The organism is Nonomuraea insulae (genome assembly GCF_042656245.1).
In genome coordinates this window covers 52436-76560 of record NZ_JBHSPA010000037.1, presented here as the reverse complement: position 1 = coordinate 76560, position 24125 = coordinate 52436, and the positions used below count along the sequence as shown (strand labels likewise).

22 protein-coding genes are annotated in these 24125 nt (G+C 67.8%); 14 read left to right on the top strand and 8 right to left on the bottom strand.

Going from position 1 to position 24125, the window contains the following annotated elements; translation table 11 throughout:
- Positions 1-55 precede the first annotated feature (55 nt).
- Positions 56-1441 (bottom strand): MFS transporter, encoded by a 1386-nt coding sequence (locus ACFPZ3_RS31600; RefSeq protein WP_379517939.1) that lies wholly within the window; start codon positions 1439-1441, stop codon positions 56-58.
- A 589-nt stretch (positions 1442-2030) separates the two neighbouring features.
- On the opposite strand from ACFPZ3_RS31600, the gene ACFPZ3_RS31595 reads away from it, so the two are divergent.
- The 6 genes from ACFPZ3_RS31595 to ACFPZ3_RS31570 all read left to right on the top strand — a co-directional run bounded on the left by ACFPZ3_RS31595 (position 2031) and on the right by ACFPZ3_RS31570 (position 8244).
- Positions 2031-2768 (top strand): GntR family transcriptional regulator, encoded by a 738-nt coding sequence (locus tag ACFPZ3_RS31595; RefSeq protein WP_379517938.1) that lies wholly within the window; start codon positions 2031-2033, stop codon positions 2766-2768.
- A gap of 179 nt (positions 2769-2947) precedes the next feature.
- Positions 2948-4150: an MmgE/PrpD family protein gene (locus ACFPZ3_RS31590; protein ID WP_379517937.1), complete on the top strand. Its 1203-nt coding sequence runs from the start codon at positions 2948-2950 to the stop codon at positions 4148-4150.
- Between the two features lie 42 nt (positions 4151-4192).
- A complete protein-coding gene (locus ACFPZ3_RS31585; RefSeq protein WP_379517936.1) occupies positions 4193-5350 on the top strand; it encodes an acyl-CoA dehydrogenase family protein in 1158 nt (385 codons plus the stop codon).
- Position 5351: 1 nt separating this feature from the next.
- The gene (locus ACFPZ3_RS31580) at positions 5352-6224 is read left to right on the top strand and encodes an HpcH/HpaI aldolase/citrate lyase family protein (RefSeq protein WP_379517935.1); all 873 of its coding nucleotides are present in this window, start codon (positions 5352-5354) and stop codon (positions 6222-6224) included.
- Positions 6224-7378 (top strand): CaiB/BaiF CoA transferase family protein, encoded by a 1155-nt coding sequence (locus tag ACFPZ3_RS31575; RefSeq protein WP_379517934.1) that lies wholly within the window; start codon positions 6224-6226, stop codon positions 7376-7378. The genes ACFPZ3_RS31580 and ACFPZ3_RS31575 overlap by 1 nt, the downstream gene beginning before the upstream one ends.
- The gene (locus ACFPZ3_RS31570; protein WP_379517933.1) at positions 7378-8244 is read left to right on the top strand and encodes an HTD2 family dehydratase; all 867 of its coding nucleotides are present in this window, start codon (positions 7378-7380) and stop codon (positions 8242-8244) included. Before ACFPZ3_RS31575 ends, ACFPZ3_RS31570 begins: the two co-directional genes overlap by 1 nt.
- Before the next feature lie 243 nt (positions 8245-8487).
- Here ACFPZ3_RS31570 and ACFPZ3_RS31565 read toward each other — a convergent pair whose 3' ends face one another.
- The 4 genes from ACFPZ3_RS31565 to ACFPZ3_RS31550 all read right to left on the bottom strand — a co-directional run bounded on the left by ACFPZ3_RS31565 (position 8488) and on the right by ACFPZ3_RS31550 (position 12056).
- Entirely contained in the window at positions 8488-8772 is a 285-nt protein-coding gene (locus tag ACFPZ3_RS31565; protein ID WP_379517932.1) for a hypothetical protein, read from the bottom strand.
- A gap of 76 nt (positions 8773-8848) precedes the next feature.
- A complete protein-coding gene (locus ACFPZ3_RS31560; protein ID WP_379517931.1) occupies positions 8849-9763 on the bottom strand; it encodes a carbohydrate ABC transporter permease in 915 nt (304 codons plus the stop codon).
- A complete protein-coding gene (locus ACFPZ3_RS31555; RefSeq protein WP_379517930.1) occupies positions 9753-10706 on the bottom strand; it encodes a carbohydrate ABC transporter permease in 954 nt (317 codons plus the stop codon). The genes ACFPZ3_RS31560 and ACFPZ3_RS31555 overlap by 11 nt, the downstream gene beginning before the upstream one ends.
- A 60-nt stretch (positions 10707-10766) precedes the next feature.
- Entirely contained in the window at positions 10767-12056 is a 1290-nt protein-coding gene (locus tag ACFPZ3_RS31550; protein ID WP_379517929.1) for an ABC transporter substrate-binding protein, read from the bottom strand.
- A 226-nt stretch (positions 12057-12282) separates the two neighbouring features.
- Here ACFPZ3_RS31550 and ACFPZ3_RS31545 point away from each other — a divergent pair, with 226 nt between their 5' ends.
- Positions 12283-13545: a sulfatase family protein gene (locus tag ACFPZ3_RS31545; protein ID WP_379517928.1), complete on the top strand. Its 1263-nt coding sequence runs from the start codon at positions 12283-12285 to the stop codon at positions 13543-13545.
- Here the strand turns inward: ACFPZ3_RS31545 and ACFPZ3_RS31540 are convergent.
- Entirely contained in the window at positions 13542-14462 is a 921-nt protein-coding gene (locus ACFPZ3_RS31540) for an ROK family protein (protein ID WP_379517927.1), read from the bottom strand. The genes ACFPZ3_RS31545 and ACFPZ3_RS31540 overlap by 4 nt on opposite strands.
- Before the next feature lie 492 nt (positions 14463-14954).
- Positions 14955-15245 (bottom strand): hypothetical protein, encoded by a 291-nt coding sequence (locus ACFPZ3_RS31535; RefSeq protein WP_379517926.1) that lies wholly within the window; start codon positions 15243-15245, stop codon positions 14955-14957.
- A 259-nt stretch (positions 15246-15504) separates the two neighbouring features.
- On the opposite strand from ACFPZ3_RS31535, the gene ACFPZ3_RS31530 reads away from it, so the two are divergent.
- Complete coding sequence (locus tag ACFPZ3_RS31530) at positions 15505-16158, top strand: Rossmann-fold NAD(P)-binding domain-containing protein (protein WP_379517925.1); 654 nt, start codon at positions 15505-15507, stop codon at positions 16156-16158.
- A gap of 624 nt (positions 16159-16782) precedes the next feature.
- Here the strand turns inward: ACFPZ3_RS31530 and ACFPZ3_RS31525 are convergent.
- Complete coding sequence (locus ACFPZ3_RS31525; protein WP_379517924.1) at positions 16783-17394, bottom strand: TetR/AcrR family transcriptional regulator; 612 nt, start codon at positions 17392-17394, stop codon at positions 16783-16785.
- Positions 17395-17883: 489 nt separating this feature from the next.
- On the opposite strand from ACFPZ3_RS31525, the gene ACFPZ3_RS31520 reads away from it, so the two are divergent.
- From ACFPZ3_RS31520 to ACFPZ3_RS31495, 6 genes are all read left to right on the top strand, one after another.
- Positions 17884-19116: an acyl-CoA dehydrogenase family protein gene (locus tag ACFPZ3_RS31520; protein ID WP_379517923.1), complete on the top strand. Its 1233-nt coding sequence runs from the start codon at positions 17884-17886 to the stop codon at positions 19114-19116.
- 183 nt (positions 19117-19299) lie between these two features.
- Positions 19300-20535: a CaiB/BaiF CoA transferase family protein gene (locus ACFPZ3_RS31515; RefSeq protein ID WP_379517922.1), complete on the top strand. Its 1236-nt coding sequence runs from the start codon at positions 19300-19302 to the stop codon at positions 20533-20535.
- Complete coding sequence (locus ACFPZ3_RS31510) at positions 20535-21317, top strand: crotonase/enoyl-CoA hydratase family protein (RefSeq protein ID WP_379517921.1); 783 nt, start codon at positions 20535-20537, stop codon at positions 21315-21317. The genes ACFPZ3_RS31515 and ACFPZ3_RS31510 overlap by 1 nt, the downstream gene beginning before the upstream one ends.
- 28 nt (positions 21318-21345) lie before the next feature.
- Complete coding sequence (locus ACFPZ3_RS31505) at positions 21346-22326, top strand: 3-hydroxyacyl-CoA dehydrogenase NAD-binding domain-containing protein (RefSeq protein WP_379517920.1); 981 nt, start codon at positions 21346-21348, stop codon at positions 22324-22326.
- Between the two features lie 31 nt (positions 22327-22357).
- Complete coding sequence (locus tag ACFPZ3_RS31500; RefSeq protein ID WP_379517919.1) at positions 22358-23293, top strand: hypothetical protein; 936 nt, start codon at positions 22358-22360, stop codon at positions 23291-23293.
- Between the two features lie 95 nt (positions 23294-23388).
- On the top strand, positions 23389-23601 hold the full coding sequence (locus ACFPZ3_RS31495) for a hypothetical protein (RefSeq protein ID WP_379517918.1): 213 nt from the start codon (positions 23389-23391) through the stop codon (positions 23599-23601).
- The last annotated feature ends 524 nt before the right edge of the window (positions 23602-24125 follow it).

Below are 24125 nucleotides of genomic sequence, written 5' to 3'. Positions count from 1 at the left end.
GGTTCGCGGCGGTGCGGGACTGTTGAGGGGAATGTCGTAGAGGGGGGCTGGAGGATCAGTCGAGCCGTACCTTGCGCGGGTCGACGTTGCGTGCGGCAAGGATGATCAGACCCGAGGCCAGGATCGGCAGGCAGCCGAAGAGGAAGGCCGTCTTGGTCCAACTCTCGCCGCCGGCCAGCGCCGCGGTGATCAGCACACCGCCCAGGATCGAGCCGACCTGTCCCGCGGCGTTGATGATCGAGCCGCCGGTCGCACGGGTGTGGACGGGGAAGCTCTCGCCGTTGAAGAAGAGCAGCGCCGCGTAGGGACCGATCAGGAAGAAGAGGCCGGCGCTGTAGAGCGCGATGATCAGGCCGAAGCTGCCGTTGGGGGCGAGCAGCATGCCGCTGAAGGAAGCCGCCGACACGACCCACCCGATGACGATCGCGTTGCGACGGCCGATCCGGTCGCCGAACCAGCCGTGGAAGAGATAGCCGGCGAAGGCAGTTGCATTGGAGATGATCAGGATGGCCAGCGCGTTGTCGAACGTGATGGCCTTGCCGTCCGCGGCCGTCAGCAGCGAGGTGCCGAGGATGGCGAAAGCGAGGACGCCGAGCCAGTTGAACAGGGTGGCCAGTCCGATCACGACGGTGGAGCGCAGCGACTCGCCCTTGAACGCGGCTGTGAGCGGGGCCGACTGGTCGGTCAGGTCGACGCCGGCCGAAGCCGCGAGCGCCTTGGCCTCTTCGGCGTGTCCTTGCGCCAGCAGTGTCTCGGCACGGCGACGCACCGCGAACTGCGGGCTCTCCTTGAGATAGCGAGCGGCCCACACCATGAAGATCGCCGGGAACACGGCGACGATGAAGCACAGCGCCCAGCCGCCGATCGGGAACAGCACGTAGATCGACACGGCGGCGAGCACCGAGCCGATCGGCCAGCCCGACTGCACCAGGGAGTAGATGAAGCCACGCCGGCGGGCCTTGGCCGGGTCGGAGTACACCTCGGCGAACATCTCGTTCAGGTAGGTCGCGTTGATCGCCTGCTCGGCGTAACCGAGACCGGCCAGGGCACGCACCAGGATGAGAATCACGATGCCGACACCGGCGACCAGTCCGACGACCCAGCCGGCGATCGCGGTGAGGAGCGAGGCCACGGCCGCACCGATGACGGCGATGATGATGCCCTTACGACGGCCGACGCGGTCCACGAAGGGGCCGATGCCGAAGGCGACGAGCGCGGTGCCGGCCGTCACCCAGGTGTTGATGCCGGTCGATTGGGCCGAGGACCAGCCGTGATCGGCGGCCAGTTCGGGAAGCAGGTTGCCGAACAACACGAAGTCGTACACGGCGAAGGTCCAAGCGAAGAAGCACACCCAGGTCGCGATCTTCACGTCCTGGGCGGTGACGTGCTGTGGCTGGGAGGCCGGCCCGGCAGGGGTGGTCAGTGATGCCGAAGGATCCATTTGCCTTTTGTTCCATTTCCTAGAGCCGCACCGGCCAGTGACACGGGGTGGCGGGTGGGTGCGAGCTGTCCAGCAGGTACTGCGGGAGTAGACCGGTAGGCGCGACGGGTTGTCGGCAAGCGATGAGGTCTGTCTGTCCAGTGGCGCGTGGCCTCTAGTTCCACTCATGGCCAAATTGGCGGATATGTAGGGCCATTTATAGCCACAGGGTTGTCGCCGGTCAAGGGTTGTTTGCCGGTTCTTGGGGCACCTTGAGCGCCCCGGGTGTGGCGCTGGGATCGTGGGAAAGATCGCGGTCACGCGGAAACTCCTGCCGTGCCGCGGTTTGCGGGCGGTGTGTGCGCTCTATGCCATTCGCGCACGTGGGAGCGCTGGCAGGCACCAAAGTCCGCCATCGGGGGAGCGCGCACGCTTCGAGGGCCGCGGCGGCGAAACTCGGGGACCGGCTGTCAAGGATCATGCGGGGCCGCTCGGCGCCACCCGCCCGCCTCGGCGCCAGGCTGCACCGGAGGCCTGATGTCCCTAAGATATGTTCCAGCATTTGGTGCGACAAATGTGTCGTCTCAGTTGGAGGCACCCGGTGAGTTCAATGGCGAGAGCAGAACCGGCGTTCCGGCGCGTTTGGGGCGACCTCCGAGCACAGATCCTCGGCCACGCGTTCCCGCCGGACACGGCCCTGCCCACCGAGGCCGAGATCGCCCGCCAATACTCCGTGAGCCGCCAGACCGTGCGGCGTGCCTTCCAGGACCTGGTCGCCGAGGACCTGGTGTTCCGCGTGCCCGGCAGGGGCACCTTCGTGACCCCATCCTCGGGGCGCTACCTGCGGCAGTTCGGTTCCGTCGAGGATCTGATGGGCTTGTCGGCCGACAGCCAGTTGCAGGTCCTGCACCCTCTCGGCGCCGCGGTGGACCCCACCTCGGCCGGTCGGCTGCGGTTGCCCGACGACCGGGTCGTCACGACGTCCTTCCTGCGGCTCCACCACGGAGAGCCCTTCTCTCACACACGGGTCTACCTGCCGGCCCACGTCGGGGCGCGCCTGGGTAAGGCCGAGGAACTGGCCGTATCCGGGACGGTCAGCGAGGTCACCGTCATCGGGCTGCTCGACCAGTCGCTCGAGGCTCCGATCCAGGAGGCCGAACAGAGCATCACCGTCGGGACCGCCCCTGCCGAGGTCGCGGAGACCCTGGATCTGCCGGTGCACACGCCGCTGCTGCGCATCGACCGGATGTACTTCGACACCAACGGCAAGCCGGTCGAGCTGGCGATCAGCCACTTCCATCCCGACCGCTACTCCTACCGCACTCGGCTTCGCCGTCACGGCGCATAACGCTGCCACGCGTACCGCCCCCGCCATCCCCGGGGGGCCTGTGCTGCCGACGCTCCGGCACATGCGCGTAGCCCTGTTTCACGGCATTGTGCCGCAGGCTGTTGACGTCGACGGTACTTTCTGCCTAAATGGCCGTACATTTAGCAGCCTTTATGCACATCCGAGGAGCTGGCACTGTGATGTCGATTGCAGGGAAGCTGGCGACCTGGGCCGCCGGCCTGCGCCCAACCGCTGAGGATCTTGCTCTGGCCGACCGTTCCCTGCTGGACACGGTCGCAGTCGCGGTGGCAGCGCGCGACGAGCCCGTGGTTCAGACGGCCTCGTCCCTGTCAGAGGCGGCACGGTGGGCGGTGGCCGCGCACGTGCTCGACTTCGACGACCTGCACATGGAGTCGACGACCCACATCAGCGCCGTCTGCGTCCCTGCGGTGCTGGCAGCCGCGGGCGACGCGCGCGCCTACCTCGCCGCCGCCGGTGTCATGTCCCGACTGGGGAGTGCGCTCGGCTGGTCGCACTACACCTCCGGCTGGCACGCGACCACCACTGCCGGCGCGCCGGCCGCCGCCGTCGGCGCCGGTGTGGCCCTCGGGCTCGACGCCGACCGGCTCGCCACGGCCATGGCACTCGCGGTGCCCGCGGCGGGCGGTGTCCAGCGAGCGTTCGGCACCGACGGCAAGGCGCTGCAGGTCGGCTTCGCCGCTGACGCCGGCGTCCGGGCCGCGTACTTGGCCGCCGCTGGCGCCAGCGCGGACGCCTCGGCTCTGGACCAGTGGCTGGAGCTCGTGGGAGGTGACCAGAGCGCCCTGGATCTGACCGGCCCGGCGATTCCCGGCGGCCTGGCCATCAAGATCTTCCCCTGCTGTTACGCTCTGCAGCGTCCGATCAGCGCCCTGGCCGAACTGGCTACGCAGCTGGATATCACGCAGGTCAGCCGCATTGTGCTCAAGACGCCCAAGGGCACGGTCACCCCGCTGATCCACCACCGGCCGGACACCGGGCTGCAGGGCAAGTTCAGCATCGAGTACGCCGCGGCGACCGCTCTGCTGGACTCCCATCAAGGATTCGCGAGCTTCACCGACCACGCCGTACGACGACCCGAAGCCCGCCATCTGGTGGACCTGGTCGACGTGCGGCTCGGCGATGGCGACGGCGACGGCGGGCTGCTCGCCGGAGAGCTGGAGGCGGAGGTCCACATCGACGGCGACGTGCGGCGCGTCCGGTCGCGGTTGCCGCCTGGCTCACCGGGACGTCCGCCCACGCGGGAGGTGCTGCTGCGCAAGGTCGCGGACTGCCTCCAGGGCACCACGCTCGACCCCGAGAGCATCCGATGGTCCTCCGCGGGCCGGATCCTGCGCGATCAGCTCCAAAACCGGCCCGCGTAGCGCCCGAGACGCCGTAGCCACCACGAACGGAGAGGAGTCCCCATGGAGGGGCTGCATGAGGACGAGCAAGCGATCGTCGAAATGGTCCGTCACTTCGTCGACCGGGAGGTGAAGCCGGTCGCGCAGCAGCTGGACCACACCAACACCTACCCCGACAAGCTCATCGAGCAGATGAAACAGCTGGGCGTGTTCGGCCTCGCGATCCCCGAACCCTGGGGCGAGGCCCGCGTGAGCACGCCCTGCTACGCGCTCGTCACCGAAGAGCTGGCCCGCGGCTGGATGAGCCTGGCCGGAGCCATGGGCGGTCACACGGTGGTCGCGAAGCTCATCCTCGACTATGGCACTCAGCAGCAGAAGGACACGTACCTGCCGCGGATGGCGACCGGTGAGCTGCGCGCGACGATGGCCCTCACCGAGCCCGGCGGTGGCTCCGACCTGCAGGCGATGCGCACGTCCGCGTCCCGAGTCGACGACGGGTACGTCGTCAACGGTTCCAAGACGTGGATCACCAATGCCCGCACGGCCGGGCTCATCGCGTTGCTGTGCAAGACCGACCCGGCCGCCACCCCGGCGCACAAGGGCATGAGCATCCTGCTGGTGGAGAAGGGCCCGGGCTTCTCCCTGTCCCGTGACCTGCCCAAACTGGGCTACAAGGGAGTGGAGAGCTGCGAGATCGCCTTCGACGACTTCCGCGTACCTGACTCGTCCCTCCTCGGCGAGCGTGAGGGCGAGGGGTTCACGCAGATGATGCGCGGGCTGGAGATCGGCCGGATCCAGGTGGCCTCTCGCGCCCTCGGCGTCGGCCGGGCCGCTCTGGAGGACTCGCTGCGCTATTCCCAGGAACGGGAAAGCTTCGGCAAGCCGATCTGGAAACACCAATCGATAGGCAACTACCTCGCCGACATGGTCACGAAGCTGACTGCCGCCCGCCAGCTTGTTCTCTACGCGGCGCGCCGGTTCGACCGCGGTGAACGGGCTGACATGGAAGCCGGCATGGCCAAGCTCTTCGCCTCCGAGGCGGCCATGCAGATCGCGCTCGACGCCGTACGGATCCACGGCGGCTACGGCTATTCCACCGAGTTCGACGTGGAGCGTTACTTCCGGGACGCGCCGCTGATGATCGTGGGCGAGGGCACCAACGAGATCCAGCGCAACGTCATCGCACGCCAGCTGGTCAGCCGCGGCACAGTGGCCCCGTGAAATGAGCGCACACATCGCCCCCTGCCGGCCCGCGGCAGTGGATGTCCTCAGCGCTCGCTCCTGGCTGTTCGTCCCGGGCGACCGCGGCGACCGATTTGCCAAGGCGAGCGCGAGCGGGGCCGACGTCGTGGTCTGCGACCTGGAGGACGCCGTGGCCGCTGAGGCCAAGGAATCGGCCCGCGCCGAGGTGGCGCGTCGGCTCGGCGCGGGCGGCGCCGCCTGCGTGCGGATCAACGCCCATGGTACGCCGTGGTACGACGCGGATGTCTCCGCGCTTGCCGGGATGCGCGGCCTGCGTGCCGTCATGCTGCCGAAGGCCGAGGACCCGCGGGTCCTGGCCGAGCTGGGCGACGTCCTGGGCCTGGACACGTCGGTGGTCGCGCTGATCGAGACAGCGCTGGGCCTGCACCGCGCACACGACCTGGCCTCGGTACGGTGCGTGACCCGACTGGCCTTCGGCTCGATCGATTTCGCTCTCGACATCGGGGCCCAGGAGGCCCCGACGCCGATGCTGTTCGCGCGTTCGTCGCTCGTGGTGGCCTCGCGCGCGGCCCGCGTGGCCGCTCCGGTCGACGGGGTCACCGTCGACCTGGACGACATTTCCATTGTCGAGGCGGAGGCGGTCACCGCGGTCCGTCTGGGCTTCGGTGGCAAGCTCTGCATCCACCCTCGCCAGGTGAGCACCGTCAACGCCGCGTTCAGCCCGAGCGAGGAGGAGGTGTGCCGCGCCCGCCGGATCCTGGACAGCACTACGGACGGGGCTGTGGGACGGCTGGACGGGAAGATGGTCGACCGGCCGGTCGTGGAAGGCGCCCTGGCCGTTCTGCGACGGGCCGGCCTGGAGCATGCCCCCGATGACCCGAGGAGGTCCTAGTGCTCCCGTTGGAGGGAATCACCGTCATCGCGCTGGAACAAGCCGTGGCGGGGCCGTTCGCCACTCGTCAACTGGCCGACCTCGGCGCTCGCGTGATCAAGGTCGAGCGCGCGGGCGGCGGAGACTTCGCCCGTGGCTACGACGCGGTGGTCAAGGGCATGTCGAGCTACTTCGTGTGGCTCAACCGGGGCAAGGAGAGCGTCACGCTCGACATCAAGGATCGCGACGACCGCGAACTCCTCGACGCGATGCTCGCGCAGGCAGATGTGTTCGTGCAGAACCTCGCGCCAGGGGCGGTGCAGCGGCTCGGCCTGGACGAGGAGACTCTGCGGGCGAAACACCCACGGCTGATCGCCTGCTCGATCTCCGGCTACGGCTCGGCGGGTCCCTACCACCACAAGAAGGCATACGACTTGCTCATCCAGTGTGAAACCGGCCTGCTGTCGGTCACTGGCACGCCCGAGGCGCCCGCCAAGGCCGGCATCTCCGTCGCGGACATCGCTGCCGGCATGTACGCCTACAGCGGTGTGCTCACCGCCCTGTACGAGCGCGAGCGTACCGGCGCCGGCACCGGCTTCGAGGTGGCGATGCTGGACGCATTGGGGGAGTGGATCAGCCAGCCGTACTTCTACGCCAACTATGGCGGCACGCCTCCGAGCCGTACCGGTGCCCGCCACGCCTCCATTTCTCCCTATGGGCCGTACCAGGCCGGAGACGGCGCGCATGTGTTCCTCGGCTTGCAGAACGAGCGCGAGTGGGCGATCTTCTGCGCCGACGTGCTGGGCCGGCCGGAGCTGTCCCAGGACTCCCGTTTCATCCGCAACTCCAGCCGGGTGGAGAACGACGCGGCGCTGCGGGTGATGATCGAGGACGCCTTGTCCGGCCTGACCGCCCAGCAGGTCATCGAGCGCCTCGACGAGGTCGGCATCGCCAGCGCCCGCATGCGAACCATGCGGGAGTTCGCCGAGCACCCGCAGTTCGAGGCACGCGACCGATGGCGCGAGGTGGACTCGCCGTCGGGCCCTGTCCGCTCCTTGCTCCCTCCGGTCACCGTGTCGGGGCGGGAGGCGGCCATGGGCGCGATACCGGCCGTCGGCCAGCACAGCGACGCCATTCGCGCGGAGTTCGCCGCCACAAGGAAGGACCGGACCTGATGTCGAGCGCAGCCGCGGCGGGGCAAGGTGGAGTTGAGACCAGCCGCCGCACCGAACTGATCACCCCCGAGCCGGCCGAAGCCCTTGCCGGCCTGCTCGACATCGACCCGCCTGCCGTCGGCGAGGAACTGCCGGCCTTGTGGCACTGGATCTACCTGCTTGAGCGTCGCAGGCAGAGCGACCTGGGCCCGGACGGGCACCCGACGGACGGCATTCCGGCGCCTCCCGGCCCCGGTCGGCTGCGCATGTTCGCCGGCGGGCGGGTGTCCATGCACGCCTCGCTGCGCATCGGCGAGCCGGCGACTCGCACCACGCGGGTCATCCGGACCGTGGAAAAGCACGGCAAGTCCGGGCCGCTGACCTTCGTGACCGTACGCAGCGACATCGAGCAGGGCGGCCGGCCGGCGATCGCCGACGAGCAGGACATCGTCTACCGCGCCTCTGGATCGACGCTTCCGGCGAGGCCCGGCACCGCCTCCGCCTTTACCGGTGGGCTCGCGCTGGACGTGGACTCCGTGGTGCTGTTCCGGTTCTCGGCGCTGACCTACAACGCGCACCGCATCCACTACGACCCCGCGTACGCCGCGATGGAGGGCTACCCCGGTCTGGTCGTGCACGGTCCGTTGCAGGCGCTGATGATGGGGGAGCTGTTTCGTCGCTCGGGCGTGCGGTTTGCCGGCAAGGAGTTCGCCTACCGGCTCGTCGCGCCGATGTTCGGGGAGCAACGCCTGACGGCGCTTCCCGACCCCGCGGACAGCTCCGCGTCGGCGCAGGTCAGGGACGGCGCAGGCAGGGTCACCGCGACCAGCGTGCTTCGGGCCGGGTCGCGGCCGATCAGCAGCGGCACTACGTGGTCGGACGGGTAGGAGGCGGCCTGTGCGGTGCCAAAACGCGGATACTACCGCTGACCTGGGCGTTCGCCGGGTGATCAGGCCACTCTGCGATACTCGTTGATCAGCCCTGTGACGGTCCTTCGACGGTGGATCCGGGAGGTCATGTCGATCATCTGGCTGGGGTCGTGCAATGGCGGGCGGAGCGAACGGTCCTGATGCGGGCGATGATGGTTGAAATGGTGTTCGTACTCGGTCGGGACCTTACGCAGGTGCCGCTCACCATGGACGATCCGCGCGAGGCGCTCGCGGCGGGATCTTCAGCACGTGAACGTCGTCGCAGGCGAAGACCTCATCGAAGCTGCTGGTGAACTTGGTGTCCCGATCCCGGATCAGGAACCGGAACGAGAAGGCCCGGTCCGTCAGATCGGCGAGAAGGTTACGGGCTTGCTGGGCAACCCAAGCGCCATCAGAGTGCGCGCTCACGCCGAGCACGTGCACGAACCGGGTGCCGACCTCCACCACGAAGAAGACGTACAACCGGCGCAGCGTGACGGTGTCCACCGTGAAGAAGTCACACGCCAGCGTGCTCCCGGCATGGGCACGACGAAATCACGCCAGCGGTCATCGGCCCGAGGCCCTACTTGATGCCGGTGGTGGCGATGCCCTTGATCAGGAAGCGCTGGCCGAACAGGAAGACCAGGAACAGGGGCAGCAGGGTGATGATCGACATCCCGAACATGCCTCCCCAGTCGCTGCCGCCGGTGGAGTCGAGGAAGGATCGCAGGGCAACCGAGGCGGTGTACTTGTCCGGCGAGGTCAGGTAGATCAGGGCGGTGAAGAAGTCGCTCCAGGTCCAGATGAAGGTGAAGATCACCGCGGTGGCGATCGCCGGGACCATCAGGGGCAGCATGATCCGGGAGAAGATCCGCCAGTGGCCGCAGCCGTCGATCCTGGCGGCTTCGTCGAGTTCGCGGGGGATGCCGCGGATGAACTGCACCATCAGGAAGACGAAGAAGGCGTCGACGGCCAGGAACTTCGGCAGCACGAGCGGGATGAAGGTGTTCAGCCAGCCGAGGTTGTTGAACAGGATGTACTGCGGCACCACCACGACGTGGATCGGCAGCATGATGCTCATCAACATGACCGTGAACCAGAGCGTACGGCCGCGGAACTTGAGCCGGGCGAAGGCGTACGCGGCCAGCGAGCAGGAGATGACGTTGCCGAGGATGGCGCCGGTCACCACGATCGCCGAGTTGATCATGTAGTGGCCGAACGGCGAGTCCAGCGCGACCCAGCCGCGGCGATAGTTCTCCAGCGTCGGGTCGGACAGCCACAGATCCGGGCTGCCGAAGATCTCGCTGGTCGGACGGAACGAGCTGACCAGCATCCACAGCAGCGGATAGATCATGATCAGGCCGGCGGCGATCAGCACGAGGTGCTTGATCACGGACCTGATCCTGGAGCTGATCGAGGAGCGGCGGTGAGCGGCCGGCTCACCGGGGTCACGGCCGGTCGGGCGGGCCGAGGTGACGGTGCTGATCTCAGTCGTCATAGAACACCCAGAATCTGGCGAGGAAGAAGTTGAGCGCGGTGAACGTGGCCACCAGGGTCAGCAGGAACCAGGCCATCGCGGAGGCGTAGCCCATCTGGAACCGGCCGAATCCCATCTCGTACAGGTAGAGGGTGAAGAACATCGTCGAGTCCGACGGTCCGCCGGTGCCGCCGGAGACGACGAATGCCTGGGTGAAGGACTGGAAGGCGTTGATCACCTGCAGGACGATGTTGAAGAAGATGATCGGCGACAGCAGCGGCAAGGTGATCTTGAAGAACCTGGTCCACCGGCCGGCTCCGTCGACAGCGGCGGCTTCGTAGTACATGGCGGGGATCTGCCGCAGCCCGGCGAGGAAGATCACCATCGGTGAGCCGAAGGTCCACACGTGCAGCAGGATGATCGTGCCCAGCGCGTAGTCGGGATCGGAGATCCAGCCGGTGGCGCTGTGGATCCCGATCGCGCCGAGGAACTGGTTGACCAGGCCGTCCATGCCGAAGATCTGCCGCCACAACACCGCGATCGCGACCGAACCGCCCAGCATCGACGGCAGGTAGAACACCGACCGGTAGAAGGCCAGCCCGCGCATCCCCTTGTCCAGCAGCATGGCGATCGCCAGCGCCAGCCCCAGTTGCAGCGGTGTGCCGACCAGCACGTAGGTCAGGGTGACGCGGATCGAGTTGTGCAGCCGCGAGTCGTCGAGCATCCGCTGGAAGTTCTCCAGCCCGATCCACTTCGGCGGCTGGATCAGGCTGTACTCGGTGAAGGACAGGTACAGCGAGGCCAGCATCGGGCCGATCGTGATCACGACCAGGCCGATCAGCCACGGCGACAGGAACAGGTAGCCGGCCAGATTGTCCCGGCCGGCCTTCCGGTCCGGCGGGGTCTCCTCGGGGTTGCGCGCCCGGCCGCGCCGGAGCGAGCTGAGTTCGGAGATGGCGCTCATAGGCGAGCTTCGCTCACGGTCGTCCTCCAAAGTCGATCATGCTGCGATGGGCGCGGACGACTACTGCCACAGGTCCCCCTGGAGTTCGTCGACCATTCGTTGAGCGGCCTCGTTCGACGACATCCGGCCGAACATCACCTCGGACGCGTGCCGCGCCAGCACGCTGGGCAGCTCACCTCCGCCCGCGGGCACCGGATCGGGTGGCGATCCCAGCTCGGGTGCGATGGATTCGAGATAGTCGACCGAGCGCTGGTCCGGCGGCGGCAGGGCGTCCGCGATGTGCTTGCTGACCTTCGTGTTCGGCGGCAGCCCGCGCTCCGCCAGCAGGGCCTCACCGGCCTCGTCAGCGTTCGCCAGGAAGTCGATCAGGGCCTGCGCCTGAGCCGGATGTCTGCTCCGCGATGATCCGCTCCAGAACATCGCGGCGCGCAGCCAGAGCCGGCCGTCGCCGGCCCTGCCCGTCCGCGTCGGGTAGCGCAGCGGGCGGATCTCCTCACCGGACGCGTTGTCGTATACGGCCAGCAGGTTCGAGTAGTTGGCCGCCAGGGCGTACCGCTGCTGGGCGAACCCGCTCTGGTCGATCGATACCCCCGTGTCTTCTGAGGCCTCGGCGGCGGGGGGCACGGATCCCCGCTTCATCAGAGCGAGATTGAAGTCGAACCAGGAGGCGAGTTGCCCGGCGGTGAAACCGAGTTTGTCCCCGACGAAGAGTTCGGCCCCGAACTGGCGCAGGTACACGCCCAGGGCGGCGTCCTGGGTGACCATGCTCGCCATCCCACGGGTGCCGGGCTTGGCTGCGGTGAGCCGGGCTGTGATGTCGGCCAGGTCGTTCCAGGTCCAGGTCCGGTCGTCGGGCAGCTTCATGCCCGCCGCCCGGAAGAGCGCCGGGTTGGCCAGGATGGTGGGCGCGTTGACCCCGGCGTTGATGCCGACCAGTACGCCGTCGCTGACTCCGGGCTCCCGGGTTCCCGGGGTGAAGCCGGACACGTCCACGTTCTTCAGGTCGAGCAGAGCCTCACGCTTGGCGTACTCGGGCAGGAATTTCTCATTCATCTGGAACACGTCGGGCGCGTCATTGGCCGCCATCTGCGTGGCGAGCTTGTCGAAGTAGCTGTCTATCTGACCGAATTCCAGCGACACCCGAATGCCGGGATGGGCCTGCTGGAAGGCCTTGACCGCCCGTGCGGTCAGCTTCTGCCGCACCGCGTTGCCCCAGTAGGCGAACCGCAACTCCACCCGCCCGGAGGTCTCGGCGCTGGGCTGCGAGCAGCCCACCAGACCGCCCGCTACCGCAACGCCGAGGGCCAGGACCGAACGTCGGCTGTACCGGGGGCTGGTGCTCTTCGACATGGAACTCGTTCCTTCCGTCCAACCGCCGGAGCGTCGGGACCGGGCTGATACGACCGGGTGCGGTCGGTTCAGGCAATCAGCAGGCTGACGGGCAGCCAAGCAGGTTGCGTTACTCGGCCTCCGGCCCGGCGACTTTGTCAACGTCCCCGCGGCGCCCCCGAAATGGCGGTGAGGATGGCGCAGCACGCTTCCGATCTCGCCGAACGCCTGGAGATGGCCCGCACAGATGAGTCCTCAGAGCCCGAACATCATTCTGATCCACTGGCACGATCTTGGAACCCACCTGGGTGTCTACGGTCACCCAGGCGTCCAGAGCCCACGGCTCGACCATCTGGCTGAGACGTCCGCACGCTTCACGAACGCGTTCTGCACCGCACCACAGTGCAGCCCGTCCCGTGGGTCACTGTTCACCGGCCGCTATCCGCATGCGAACGGGCTGATGGGCCTGGCACACACCGGCTGGGCCTACCACCCGGGAGAACAGACCCTGCCGATGATGCTGCGGCCGGCCGGATACGAGAGCACGCTGATCGGTCTGCAGCACGAGAACGACGATCCCCATCGCCTCGGATTCGATCACGTCGACTCGCCGTCGCCCTCGATGCCGGCCGGCGAAGTGGCGGCGCGGGCGGCCCGGTGGCTCGCCGGCCGCCGCGACCGGCCATTTCTCCTCACGGTCGGATTCCTGGAAACCCATCGGCCCTACCCGGCCGAGCACTACCCAGCGGTCGACCCCGCCTCCATAGAGGTGCCGGCCTACCTTCCCGATCGCCCGACGACCCGCGACGATCTCGCCGCCTTCTACGGTTCGATCAAGGTCGCGGACAGGGCCGTCGGAGCGATCCTCGACGCTGTCGACCAGGGACCGAACGCGAGCGACACCTGGATCATCTTCACCACCGATCACGGGCCGGCCTTCCCGCGGGCAAAGGGCACTCTGTACGATCCGGGCCTGCGGGTGGCGCTGCTCATCCGCCCGCCGAAGGGCCGGCGCCGGGCAGCCGTCATCGATCGCGCGGTCAGCCTGATCGACGTGGTGCCGACTCTCCTGGATCTCGTCGGGCAGCCCATCCCGCCGGCGGTGCAGGGCCACAGCTTCCTGCCCGCGATCTCCGGAGAACCCATGGGGCCACCAGCCCCGATCTTCGCCGAGAAGACATCCCATCGGGACTACGATCCGATGCGCTGCATCCGGGACGACGGGTTCAAGTACATCCGCAACTACGAGCCGGGCCCGCTGCTGTTGCTACCCCGCGACATCGAGGACAGCCTGACCCGGGAGGGCATGGGTGATGAGCATCTCCACCCCCGGGCAGCGGATGAACTGTACGACCTGAACGAGGACCCGCTGGAGTCGACCAACCTCGCCGAGGCCGCCGAGTACTCCCCGGTCCGCGACCGGCTGGCGGCCCGGCTTGATCGCTGGCAGCACGAGACGGGCGATCCGATCCTGTCCGGGCCGATCCCCGCGCCCACCCAGCAGTCCTAGCCGGCCGCCTGTTCCCAATGGGGCTTGCCCTTGCGGTCGATCACCAGGCGTCGCGACGCGTCCATCAGCACCAAGGCGGCCGCCCCCAGCGGCTCCGGCCGGCGCAAGGTGCTGAAACGCAGCTGTACCGACCGCCTTGCCACCGGCAGCGCACGCCGATCCATCTCGACCCGGATGGCGTCCAGGATCACCGGCCCGCACTGCCGGCTGAGCACACCGCCGACGATGAACAGCGACGGGTTGAGAATGTTGATCAAGGTGCTCACCGCCACACCGACCTGTGTGCCGATGTTCGTGATGGCCCGCAGAGCCGCTGGTTCGCCGCGGTTGATCAACGCGAAGATCTGGTCCGGCTCCACCTGACCGTAGACCGGGCGAAGCGCTCGCTGGATGCTGCCCAGCGAGGCGACCGTCTCGAGACAGCCCTGACTGCCGCACCGGCAGATCTCACCGTCCGGATCGACGACGATGTGACCGAGTTCGCCGGCGAATCCGTCTCGGCCACGCAGCAGTTGCCCGCCCGAGCAGATTCCACCGCCGACATTGGCGTCAAGCCCGATCCAGATGAAGTCGTCCACCCGGCGCCCGGCACCCCAGAGCCGTTCGGCCATCACCGCCAGATTGCCATGATTGCCGACGTAGACGGGAAGCCCCACTCTTTCCCGCAGGAGTTCCCTGACCGGAGCATCGACCCACAACTGATGGCAGCTCGACGGCGCCGGACGAAGCGTCTCCGGGTCGATGGGCGCCGGGATGGCGACTCCTACGCCGAGGCACTCGCCGTGCCCGCTCACCGCCTCGTCGATGACATCACGGACCGCACGGGCGACGACTCCGAGTGCCTGGTCGATGTCGAGCGGGTCGACGAGGGGATAGTCGGACGCCGCGACCACGACGTGGGCGAGATCGGCGGCCACGCACCGGACATGGGCATGAGTGATGTTCACCCCGACCACGAACCCCAGGCCGGGACGGAGGCGTACCGCATGGCCAGGACGCCCCATCCGCGTCTCGGGATCGGGTGGAGCCGGAGCGTCGGTGACGAGGTTCATCCGTGCGAGCTGGCCGATGACCTGGCCGACACGAGTGCGGCTGATCCCCAGGATCCGGGCGAGGTCGGCCCGGGAGGCGGGGCCGGACGTTCGCAGCGCCAGGAGAATCTGCTCCTCGGAGCTCCCCACTTGCAGCCCGTCCCGACTCTTCCCTTGCGAAACCGGCCGACTGCCCAAGCTGGTGTCATCCACGCCGCCATTATCACGGCGCTACGGCCGGCCCGCTCCTGCGGCGGCAGCACAGTTCGTGGACGTTGCGGGACACCGGGGACGTGTCGGCGGCGTTCCTGAGCGTCTCTTTCGGTCCCGGCATGGCGAAGAGCCGCCTGCATGAACGACTGAGCAGATCACGCTGGTTCAGCCGGTTGACGGGGCAGGCCGTCGGTGGCAGATCAGGGCGGCGGTTTCGTGCTGGATGCGTACATGACCGCCCAGGGACTCGATCGTGCCGTGCATCACCCGCAGAAGTGCCGTGAGCCGTTCGGCCCCGAGCTGGAGGTGATCGCTCGACGTCGCGACGAGCCCGACCCACTGATCGGCGGTCAGAACGCGTTCCCGCCGGTAGACCTTCTCCTCGATGGGGGAGAAGGCGTGGCGCAGGAGACCTGTACCTCGTAGTCGCCGGTGCGCGGGACCACGGGCCGCCATCGGACGACGTGTCCGCCCGTGCCGGCGGGTCCACCTGCCGACCGAGCCGGCTGACCGGAACATTTGTCCAAGCCACCGGCGTGCACGGACGGCGGCAGTGGGCCCATGAACATGCGGATTCTCATCTCCGGCGCCAGCGTCGCCGGTCCGGTGCTGGCGTACTGGCTCACCCAGGCACGGCTTCTTCGTCACCGTCGTCGAGTACGCGCCGACCCTGCGCAAGACGGGCGGCCACGCGGTCGACCTGTTCCGGCCCGCGATGACCATCTCGGAGAAGATGGGCGTGCTCCCGCGGATCGAGGAGCGGGCCACCGGCGCGCACCGGATGACCGCCCACCGGGAGGGTGCGCGGCGTCCCGTCCGGGTGGATCTCTCGAAGATCTTCAGCGCCGCCTCCGAACGGCATGTCGAGATCATGCGCGACGACCTGAGCGAGATCTACTACGACGCGGCGCGCGACGCCGTCGAGTACGTCTTCGGCGACTCGATCACCGCGATCTCGCCCGACGGCGAGGTGCGGTTCGAGAACGCCGCGCCGCGCCGTTTCGACCTCGTCGTCGGCGCGGACGGGCTGCATTCCAACGTGCGCCGCCTCGTCTTCGGCAGCCGCCTCCTGCGTGAGCGCCACTCGGACGAAGGTGCGATCGAGCCCCCGGCGCAGCGCCCCGGCGCGGGCTCCCGGCCCATCTTGGTGACTGGAACTACATGCCTGGTGACTGGAGCTACCCGCACGGCTCCGAGCCCGCCGACTTCGCGCGGCCCCTCGCCGACGCCATCAGGCAGGCCTGCCTCATCGTCGGCCTCGACGTCGCCGGGGAATTGCCACCGTCGGCGGGCAGCACGCCGTGTTCGCGATAGCCGACGTCGTCGTGTTGACCGCGACTATCCGGCGCGGCACCGCTGGCCCGGATGACGTGCCGTGACCCTGCGCACTGATCGCCTCCCCGCACCTGGGGAGGCGATCAACCTGTCCGATTTTCAGGTCGTGATTATCGCCTGTTCGGCGGGTAAGGACAGCATGGCCATGCTCGCGTACGTGGCCGACCTGATCGCCCGGCAGTGCGGTAGGCCCACGATCGGGCGTCGCCGCGCCCGCGACCGGAGTGCTCGCTCACGATGTCCCGATCACCTTCTACGGCGGCGCGTCCGCGATCAGCTTCCACGCGACCAAGATCCTTCATTCGACGGAGCGGGTGAGCACTCCCACCGAGGCGCTGGCCGAGATGGTCCGCACGCTTCGGACCCTCGGGCTCGGTGCCGGAGGCCATGCACTCCCAGGGGGACCAATGCCAAGCTCAATGAACTGGAGTCGGCTCTGGGGCTGCTCGTGCTGGACGAGATGGCCGGGCGGGCGCGTGTGATGATATCGGCGTCGGGCTGCGGCGCCATGCTCCCGCGGTCTTCAACCATCTGAAAGATTCGAAGTCCGTACAGGCCCTGGTTCAATACGACCAATCGTGCCGCCCGCCAGCCCAGGAACGCTATGCCGTGCGGGGGCCCATGGCGGGCCCGGGGCGAAGGAAGCACGGGGCCGCCGTCAGCCGTCCAAGCCGAGCAACCTGGTGACCAGCTGATGCAGGTACGCACGAAACCGCTGCAGGTACACAATGTTGCGGGGCCCATGGGGCTCACCTTCCGGGGTGAGCATGCCACCTACCACGAAGCCGCGGACGCACCAGACGATGGTCTCCGTGGTGACCTTGACGTCCGCGTCGGGGCTGACGATGCCCTGGATTGCGTTGTTGACCCGGTCCCGAAGTGGCTTGAGGAACTGAGCCTCAACCCCGGTGATGTCGGCGGCGTCGGACAGCCAGCGATGTATCCACAGCTCGGGCACCTCCGGGTGGTCGATGTAGAAGTCCAGAAAGCGGTCCACCACCAGGAGAACACCCGCTCGATCGGGTGTGAACGCGGTGAATGCGGAGTCGAGTATCGCCTGTGTGGCGAGGTAGTTCCGACGCATCACCGTGAGGTAGATGTCGCGTTTGTCACCGGCGAGTTCGGTGACGGTGGCGATGCCGAGTCCAGCGGCGTCGGCGATCGTCTGGGCCGAGGTTCCGTCGTACCCAAGAGATGCGAAGAGCCGGGAGGCCGTCTCGATGATGCGCTCCCGTGCCTTGTCTGACTCGGGTCCGTCTGCCTGTCCCATGAACGCGACGTTAGTCACGAGGTTTCAGCCTTTGCCTCCTGCCACTCCGCGATTTCCGGTTCCTATTCCGCTGGATAGCGAAAAGCATGAGGCCTCGATGTTGGCCCGGATGCGTGCCATCGTCCCCGAGGGCGTCAGGTCTTACTGGCCAGCAGTGCGGAAACGGCTCAGCTGCGGTTGTCCTTGCCGCAGCGGGGCGGGGCAGCGTCCGGGTGTGCGGTGAGGCGCCAGCGTTGGCCAGGTCGGTGAGGAAGTCGTCAAAGGATTTCTTCCTAGACGCTTTCTATCACCCCCTGCTACCCCGTTCTGTGCGTGAGACTCCGGCCTGACCGTGAACGGTCAACGCTGGAGAAGCGTGGGCGCACGCCCACTTTCCGGCCCTGCATGCGTTTTCCCGGGTCGATACTCACATTTTGGACACCCGTGTGGCTCCCGGCCGCAGGGCCGGGCAAAGGGGTGGGACCGTAAGTGAGGGGAGGGAGTGTCGAAATGACGACGCTCTTCAACGGAAGACCGCTGGTGGAGCCGCCCGTGTTGGGCGGGTCTGAGCATACGGACTACTACCTGATCAATGACCTGCTGACTGACGATCAGCGGTCGCTTCGCAAGCGGGTCCGCGACTTCATGGATCGCGAGGTCACCCCGATCATCAACCCTTACTGGGAGCGTGCGGAGTTTCCGCATGAGCTGGTTCCCAAGCTGGCTCAGCTGGGCGTCGCGGGCTTCCAGATCCAGGGCTACGGCTGTCCGGGCATGAGTAATCTGACGGCGGGGTTGGTGGTGATGGAGCTGGCCCGTGGCGACCTGAGCATGTCCACCTTCACCGGGGTGCACTCGGCGCTGGCCATGACGTCGATCGCGCTGCTGGGCTCGGAGGAGCAGAAGCAACGTTTCCTGCCTGCGATGGCTCGGCTGGAGAAGATCGGCGCTTTCGGCCTGACCGAGCCCTTCCATGGCACGGACGCGGTCAAGCTGGAGGCGACCGCGCGCCGGGACGGCGATGCCTATGTGCTCAACGGTCATAAGCGGTGGATCGGCAACGCCACCTTCGCCGACTACGTGATCATCTGGGCGCGTGGGGACGACGGGCACGTGGGCGGCTACGTGGTTGAGAAGGGAATGCCCGGGCTCGACGCCCAGGTCATCACGGGCAAGACGGCTCTTCGCTGTGTCCAGAACGCTCAGATCTCTCTGACGGATGTCCGGGTGCCGGCCGAGAACCGGCTGGCAGGCAGTCACACCTTCCGCGACACCGAGAAGGTCTTGCTGGCCTCGCGCTTCTTCGTGTCCTGGGAAGCGATCGGCGCGGCCATTGCCGGCTATGAGACCGCGCTGGCCTATGCCAAGCAGCGGCATCAGTTCGGGATGCCGCTGGCCGCCTTCCAACTCGTCCAGAACCGGCTGGCGCAGATGCTGGCCGACATCACGGACATGATGTGTATGCAGCTTCGCCTCAGCCAGCTGATGGACGAGGGCAAGTTCTCGATGCCGCGGGTGGCGTTGGCCAAGATGCATTACACCCAGCGCGCGCGGGCCATCCTGTCCGATGCCCGTGACCTGCTCGGCGGCAACGGGATCGTGCTCGACTATCACGTGGCCCGGCATCTGTGTGACATCGAGGCCATCGACACCTACGAGGGCACCGACACGGTGCAGGCGCTGATCGTCGGCCGCGACATCACCGGATACAACGCCTTCGTGCCCGTGGCTGACGGCCACTGACCCGGCACGCCGGCTGGGCGCGGAAGGCCGCCCGGTCGGTGACGGCATCGTCTTCGACGACACCATCGGCCGCTTCGTCGCCGATGCGCAGACCCGCTACTTCTACGAGGGGACTCCGGGAGAGATGCAGACACTCATTGTCGGGCGCGGTGACCAGCGGCCTGAGCGCCTTCGTGTGAGGTGATGAGGATGGCAACCGAAGGTGTCTTCGCCGGCCTGAAGGTCCTCGACGTGGCGAGCTTCATCGCGGGCCCGGCCGCAGCGACCGTGCTGTCCGACTTCGGAGCGGATGTGATCAAGGTTGAGCCGCCGGGGAAGGGTGATCCTCAGCGGATCCTGGGCTCCGTCCCGCCGAGTCCCCGCGCCGATGCCAACTACAGCTGGCATCTGGCCAATCGCAACAAGCGTGGTATGGCGATCAACCTGAAGTCGCCGGGTGGGACCAAGATCCTCAAGCGGCTCGTCGAGTGGGCCGACGTGATGATCACGAATTTCCCGCATGGCACGCGCGAGAAGCTGCGCCTGGACTACGAGGAGGTCTCGGGCTGGAATCCGCGGATCATCTACGCCGACATCACCGGCTTCGGCGATGCCGGCGCGGACGCCACGCTGCCGGGCTTCGATGTGACCGCCTACTGGTCGCGCAGCGGGCTGCTGGCCTCGACCCGCGACGCCGGCGCGCCGCCGACGGTTCCGGTCTTCGGCAGCGGCGACTACATGGCGGCGATCGGCATCTACGCGGCGATCGTGACCGCCCTGTACCACCGCGAGCGGACCGGGACGGGGGCCAACGTCGGGACGTCGCTGCTCGCCGAAGGGGTCTGGGCCACAGGAACCCTCGTGGCCGGCGCGCTGGCCGGCGGCACGTCGTACGGGCTGCATGACCACTCGGCGCCGGCCAACCCGCTGATCAACCCCTATCAGTCCGCGGACGGCCAGTGGTTCATGCTCGTCGCCTCCCCCATGCATTGGCCCGGGCTCGCCCAGGCCATCGGGCATCCCGAGCTTCTCACCGATCCGCGCTTCGCCGGCCCCGAAGGCTTCACGAAGCACTCCGCCGAGCTGACCACCCTGCTCGACGCCGAGTTCCGCGCCCAGCCGCTTGCGCATTGGAAGCAGGTCCTCGACCAGGGACGCATCACCTACAGCGTCATTCAGACGCCGCAGGAGGCCGCGAAGGATCCGCAGCTGCGCGCCAACGACATCGTCGTGCCGTTGGAGGGGGTCAGCGGGTTGGAGTACACCGTCAACAGCCCGATCAACGTGCGAGGGGTTGCGAAGGTGCCGGCCAAGCGGGCGCCGGAGCTGGGCGAGCACAACGACGAGATCCTCCAGCAGCTCGGGTTCAGCGGCGAGGACATCCAGCAGCTCCGCGCCGAGGGAGCGATTCCCGGCCCGGCGCAACGGGAGGCAACCTGATGAGCACCACGAGTGAAGCGACCACGCCGGTACTCGTCGAGCGCCGCGGCGGCGTGCTGACGATCACGATCAACCGCCCGGCACAGAAGAACGCGGTCAACCACGAGGTCGCGGTCGGGCTCGCCGCAGCGGTGGATCAGCTCGACGCGGACCCGGAGCTTTCGGTGGGGGTGCTCACCGGCGCGGGAGGGGCGTTCAGCGCGGGCATGGACTTGAAAGCATTCGCCCGCGGCGAGCTGCCGGTGCTGCCCGATCGGGGGTTCGGCGGGCTCACGCGCGCGGTGGTGCGCAAGCCGTTGATCGCCGCGGTCGAGGGCTGGGCGCTCGGCGGTGGCTTCGAGCTGGCCCTGGCCTGCGACCTGATCGTCGCGGCGGACAATGCACGGTTCGGGTTTCCCGAAGTCACGCGCGGTCTCGTCCCATCGGAGGGAGGCCTGATCAGACTGCCGCGCAGGCTCCCGTACCACGTCGCCGTCCGCGTAGTGCTGACCGGCGAGCCGCTGCCCGCCGCCAAGGCCGAGCAGTACGGGCTCATCACCGAGCTGACCGCGCCCGGCGCCGCGCTGGACAAGGCGCGTGAGCTGGCGGGACACATCGCCAAGAACGCGCCGCTGGCGCTGGCGGCCGTCAAGGAGGTCCTGCGCGCGACGCAAGGCCTCAACGATGGGGACGCCTTCGAGCGCCAGGACCAGCTCATCTCCGGGCTGCCCTCCAGCCAGGACGCGCACGAAGGCGCGCGGGCGTTCGTCGAGAAACGCGCACCCGTCTGGCACGGCCGCTGACGCCCGACCGGCAGGAGGAGTGAATATCATGCACGCGCACACACCCGTCCACAACGTGGCGATCGTCGGCACCGGCACCATCGGCGCGAGTTGGGCGACCCACTACCTCGCTCGAGGCTTCGACGTCACAGCGACCGACCCGGCCCCCGACGCGGAGGCGGCCCTGCGCTCGTACGTGCAGGCGGCCTGGGACGGAGCAGCCACGCTCGGACTCTCACCGGGAGCCTCACCCGATCGCCTGCACTTCACCCCCGACCTGCGACAGGCCGTCGCGGACGCCGATTTCGTGCAGGAGAACGCGCCGGAGCGCCCAGAACTCAAGGTCAAGCTGTTCGCCGCCATCGACGACGCCACACCGCCGCAGGCCATCATCGCCTCCAGCTCATCGGGCCTCACGATGAGCGCCATCCAGGCCGAGTGCCGCCATCCGCAACGAACCGTCATCGGCCATCCCTTCAACCCGCCGCACATCCTCCCGCTGGTCGAGGTCGTCGGCGGGACGAAGACCGCCCCGCAGACGATCCACGACACGATGTCGTTCTACACCTCGATCGGCAAGAGACCGATTCACCTCAAGAAGGAGCTTCCCGGGCACGTCGCCAACCGGCTGCAGGCCGCGCTGTATCGCGAGGTCGTCTACCTGATCGAGCAGGGAGTGCTCGATGTCGCAGACTCCGACGACGCCGTGTCGTGGGGGCCAGGGCTCAGATGGGGAGTCATGGGCCCCAACCTGCTATGGCACCTCGGCGGCGGCGAGGGCGGCATCCAGCATTTCATGGACACACTCATGCCGCGGATGACCGACTCCATGTGGCCGGCCCTCGGCAACCCGGAGCTCACGCCCGAACTCAAGGAAAAGATCGTCAACGGCGTCCTGGACGAGGCGGACGGCCACTCGATCGATGAGCTGGGCGCCCAGCGCGACGCGATGCTGTTCGGCCTGCTAGCCGTGCGCGCCAAGCACGCGGCATCCGGCCCGCGGACCGCCGCAGACAGCCAGCCCGAGTAAAGCGACACCCGCTGTCCCCCGCGGGCAGTGTGTGCTCGCTCCTCCCGCGAATGGAGTAGCGGTGACACAGCTGCAAGAAAGACTGTTCGTTCTCGAGATCAGCTGCGGCGGTCGGGTGTTCTCTGTGAACCCCGACGGCTCGGACAAGAAGGTGCTCCTCACCGGATGCACGTTGCCCGATGGCGTCGCGGTCGATGTCGAGGCGGGCCACCTCTACTGGACGAACATGGGACTTCCGCCGGAAAACGACGGCTCGATCGAACGCGTGAACCTCGACGGAGGCAACCGGACGACGATCGTTTCCAGCGGCGTCACCTTCACCCCGAAGCAGTTGCACTTCGAGGCCGGGAGCCGCAAGCTGTACTGGGGAGATCGCGAAGGCATGCGGGTCATGCGCTGCGACCTCGACGGCTCGAACGTCGAGACCCTCGTGCAGACCGGGCAGACAGACGACGACCGCCGCGACCAGAGAAGGTGGTGCGTCGGAGTCTCCGTCGATCCTGTCGAGCGGCACCTTTACTGGACGCAGAAGGGCCCGAGTGATGCGGGACTCGGGAAGATCCTCCGGGCCGGAACCGACCTGCCGGCCGGCGACACCGCGGCCGGCCGCAGCGACATCGAGGTGTTGTTCGAGGACCTGCCTGAACCGATCGACCTGGAACTCGACCTCGCCGCCCGGATGCTGTACTGGACCGACCGCGGGGACCCGCCGCGCGGCAACACCGTCAACCGGGCGCCGATGGACGCAACCAACGGGCGACGACAACCTCCCGAGATCCTGGAAACCCACCTGATGGAAGGCATCGGCATCGCACTCGATCGGGACCGCGGCCGCATGTTCGTGACCGACCTGGGTGGAAGCGTCTACGCGGCCGATCTCGACGGATCGAATCGCAGGGAAATCCTCCTCGCCCAAGGCAACCTCACCGGCATCGCCTACGCCGAACTACCCGCCGGGAAGTCATAGACGCCGCCGACACCGCCACCGCCCGAGGACAGCGAGCCGCGCTGAGATGGGAGGCCACGACCATGCGCTGCACGATGATGACGACACCGCTTCAGGTGTCAAGGCTTCTCGAGTACGGCAGCACCGTGCACGGCGAAACCGAGGTCGTGACCTGGACCGGCGCCGACACCGGACCCCGCCGCACCACCTTCGCCGAGATCGGGCGGCAGGCCGCGAGAGTGGCCCACGCCCTGCGCGACCAGCTCGGGATCACCGGCGACCAGCGGGTCGCCACCCTGCGCGCGCTCAAGCTTCGACATAAGCCCTGAATCGCTGCACGATGGGATCGGAGCGGCTGGGCGCTGTGTTCGGCCCCTGCGAGTCCTCGGCATCCCCACGCTATCTGCTCGAAGGCCGGGGCGCATGGTCGCAGCCGGTAAGCGCGCCAGGTGGCGGGGTGTGGCGTGACTGCGGGGGACGAGCCGATGGCCGGCACAGGCGGTGACGGGCCGTCAGCAGGAGGGCCGGCGAGAGGCAGCGGCAGGACGGCGGCGTGTGGCCGAGTCGGTGCGGGCATGGGCGGATTCACCGTGCGGATTCACCATGCGGATCGCCGGGAGGGGCGGCGGGGTTTTGGGGCGGGGGCGCGGACGTGGGGGATGCGGGGAGTTCGATCTTGGGGTGACCGTAACAGCCGCATCCACCTTTGGCCAGACATAAGCGGAAGTTCTGACTCTTTCAGCGCTACTTCTTGACAATTCACTGAAAATGGCGCGTACTTCGATCGAATGTCGATCTCACTACCCCCCACAGCATCACCGATCACGACGCGACCGGTCCAGGCCTACACCAA

Coding starts and splice junctions, on each gene's coding strand:
- ACFPZ3_RS31600 (WP_379517939.1), bottom strand. CDS start 1,441: ATGGATCCTTCGGCATCACTGACCACCCCTGCCGGGCCGGCCTCCCAG.
- ACFPZ3_RS31595 (WP_379517938.1), top strand. CDS start 2,031: ATGGCGAGAGCAGAACCGGCGTTCCGGCGCGTTTGGGGCGACCTCCGA.
- ACFPZ3_RS31590 (WP_379517937.1), top strand. CDS start 2,948: ATGTCGATTGCAGGGAAGCTGGCGACCTGGGCCGCCGGCCTGCGCCCA.
- ACFPZ3_RS31585 (WP_379517936.1), top strand. CDS start 4,193: ATGGAGGGGCTGCATGAGGACGAGCAAGCGATCGTCGAAATGGTCCGT.
- ACFPZ3_RS31580 (WP_379517935.1), top strand. CDS start 5,352: ATGAGCGCACACATCGCCCCCTGCCGGCCCGCGGCAGTGGATGTCCTC.
- ACFPZ3_RS31570 (WP_379517933.1), top strand. CDS start 7,378: ATGTCGAGCGCAGCCGCGGCGGGGCAAGGTGGAGTTGAGACCAGCCGC.
- ACFPZ3_RS31560 (WP_379517931.1), bottom strand. CDS start 9,763: ATGACGACTGAGATCAGCACCGTCACCTCGGCCCGCCCGACCGGCCGT.
- ACFPZ3_RS31555 (WP_379517930.1), bottom strand. CDS start 10,706: ATGAGCGCCATCTCCGAACTCAGCTCGCTCCGGCGCGGCCGGGCGCGC.
- ACFPZ3_RS31550 (WP_379517929.1), bottom strand. CDS start 12,056: ATGTCGAAGAGCACCAGCCCCCGGTACAGCCGACGTTCGGTCCTGGCC.
- ACFPZ3_RS31545 (WP_379517928.1), top strand. CDS start 12,283: ATGAGTCCTCAGAGCCCGAACATCATTCTGATCCACTGGCACGATCTT.
- ACFPZ3_RS31535 (WP_379517926.1), bottom strand. CDS start 15,245: ATGGCGGCCCGTGGTCCCGCGCACCGGCGACTACGAGGTACAGGTCTC.
- ACFPZ3_RS31530 (WP_379517925.1), top strand. CDS start 15,505: ATGACCATCTCGGAGAAGATGGGCGTGCTCCCGCGGATCGAGGAGCGG.
- ACFPZ3_RS31525 (WP_379517924.1), bottom strand. CDS start 17,394: ATGGGACAGGCAGACGGACCCGAGTCAGACAAGGCACGGGAGCGCATC.
- ACFPZ3_RS31520 (WP_379517923.1), top strand. CDS start 17,884: ATGACGACGCTCTTCAACGGAAGACCGCTGGTGGAGCCGCCCGTGTTG.
- ACFPZ3_RS31515 (WP_379517922.1), top strand. CDS start 19,300: ATGAGGATGGCAACCGAAGGTGTCTTCGCCGGCCTGAAGGTCCTCGAC.
- ACFPZ3_RS31510 (WP_379517921.1), top strand. CDS start 20,535: ATGAGCACCACGAGTGAAGCGACCACGCCGGTACTCGTCGAGCGCCGC.
- ACFPZ3_RS31505 (WP_379517920.1), top strand. CDS start 21,346: ATGCACGCGCACACACCCGTCCACAACGTGGCGATCGTCGGCACCGGC.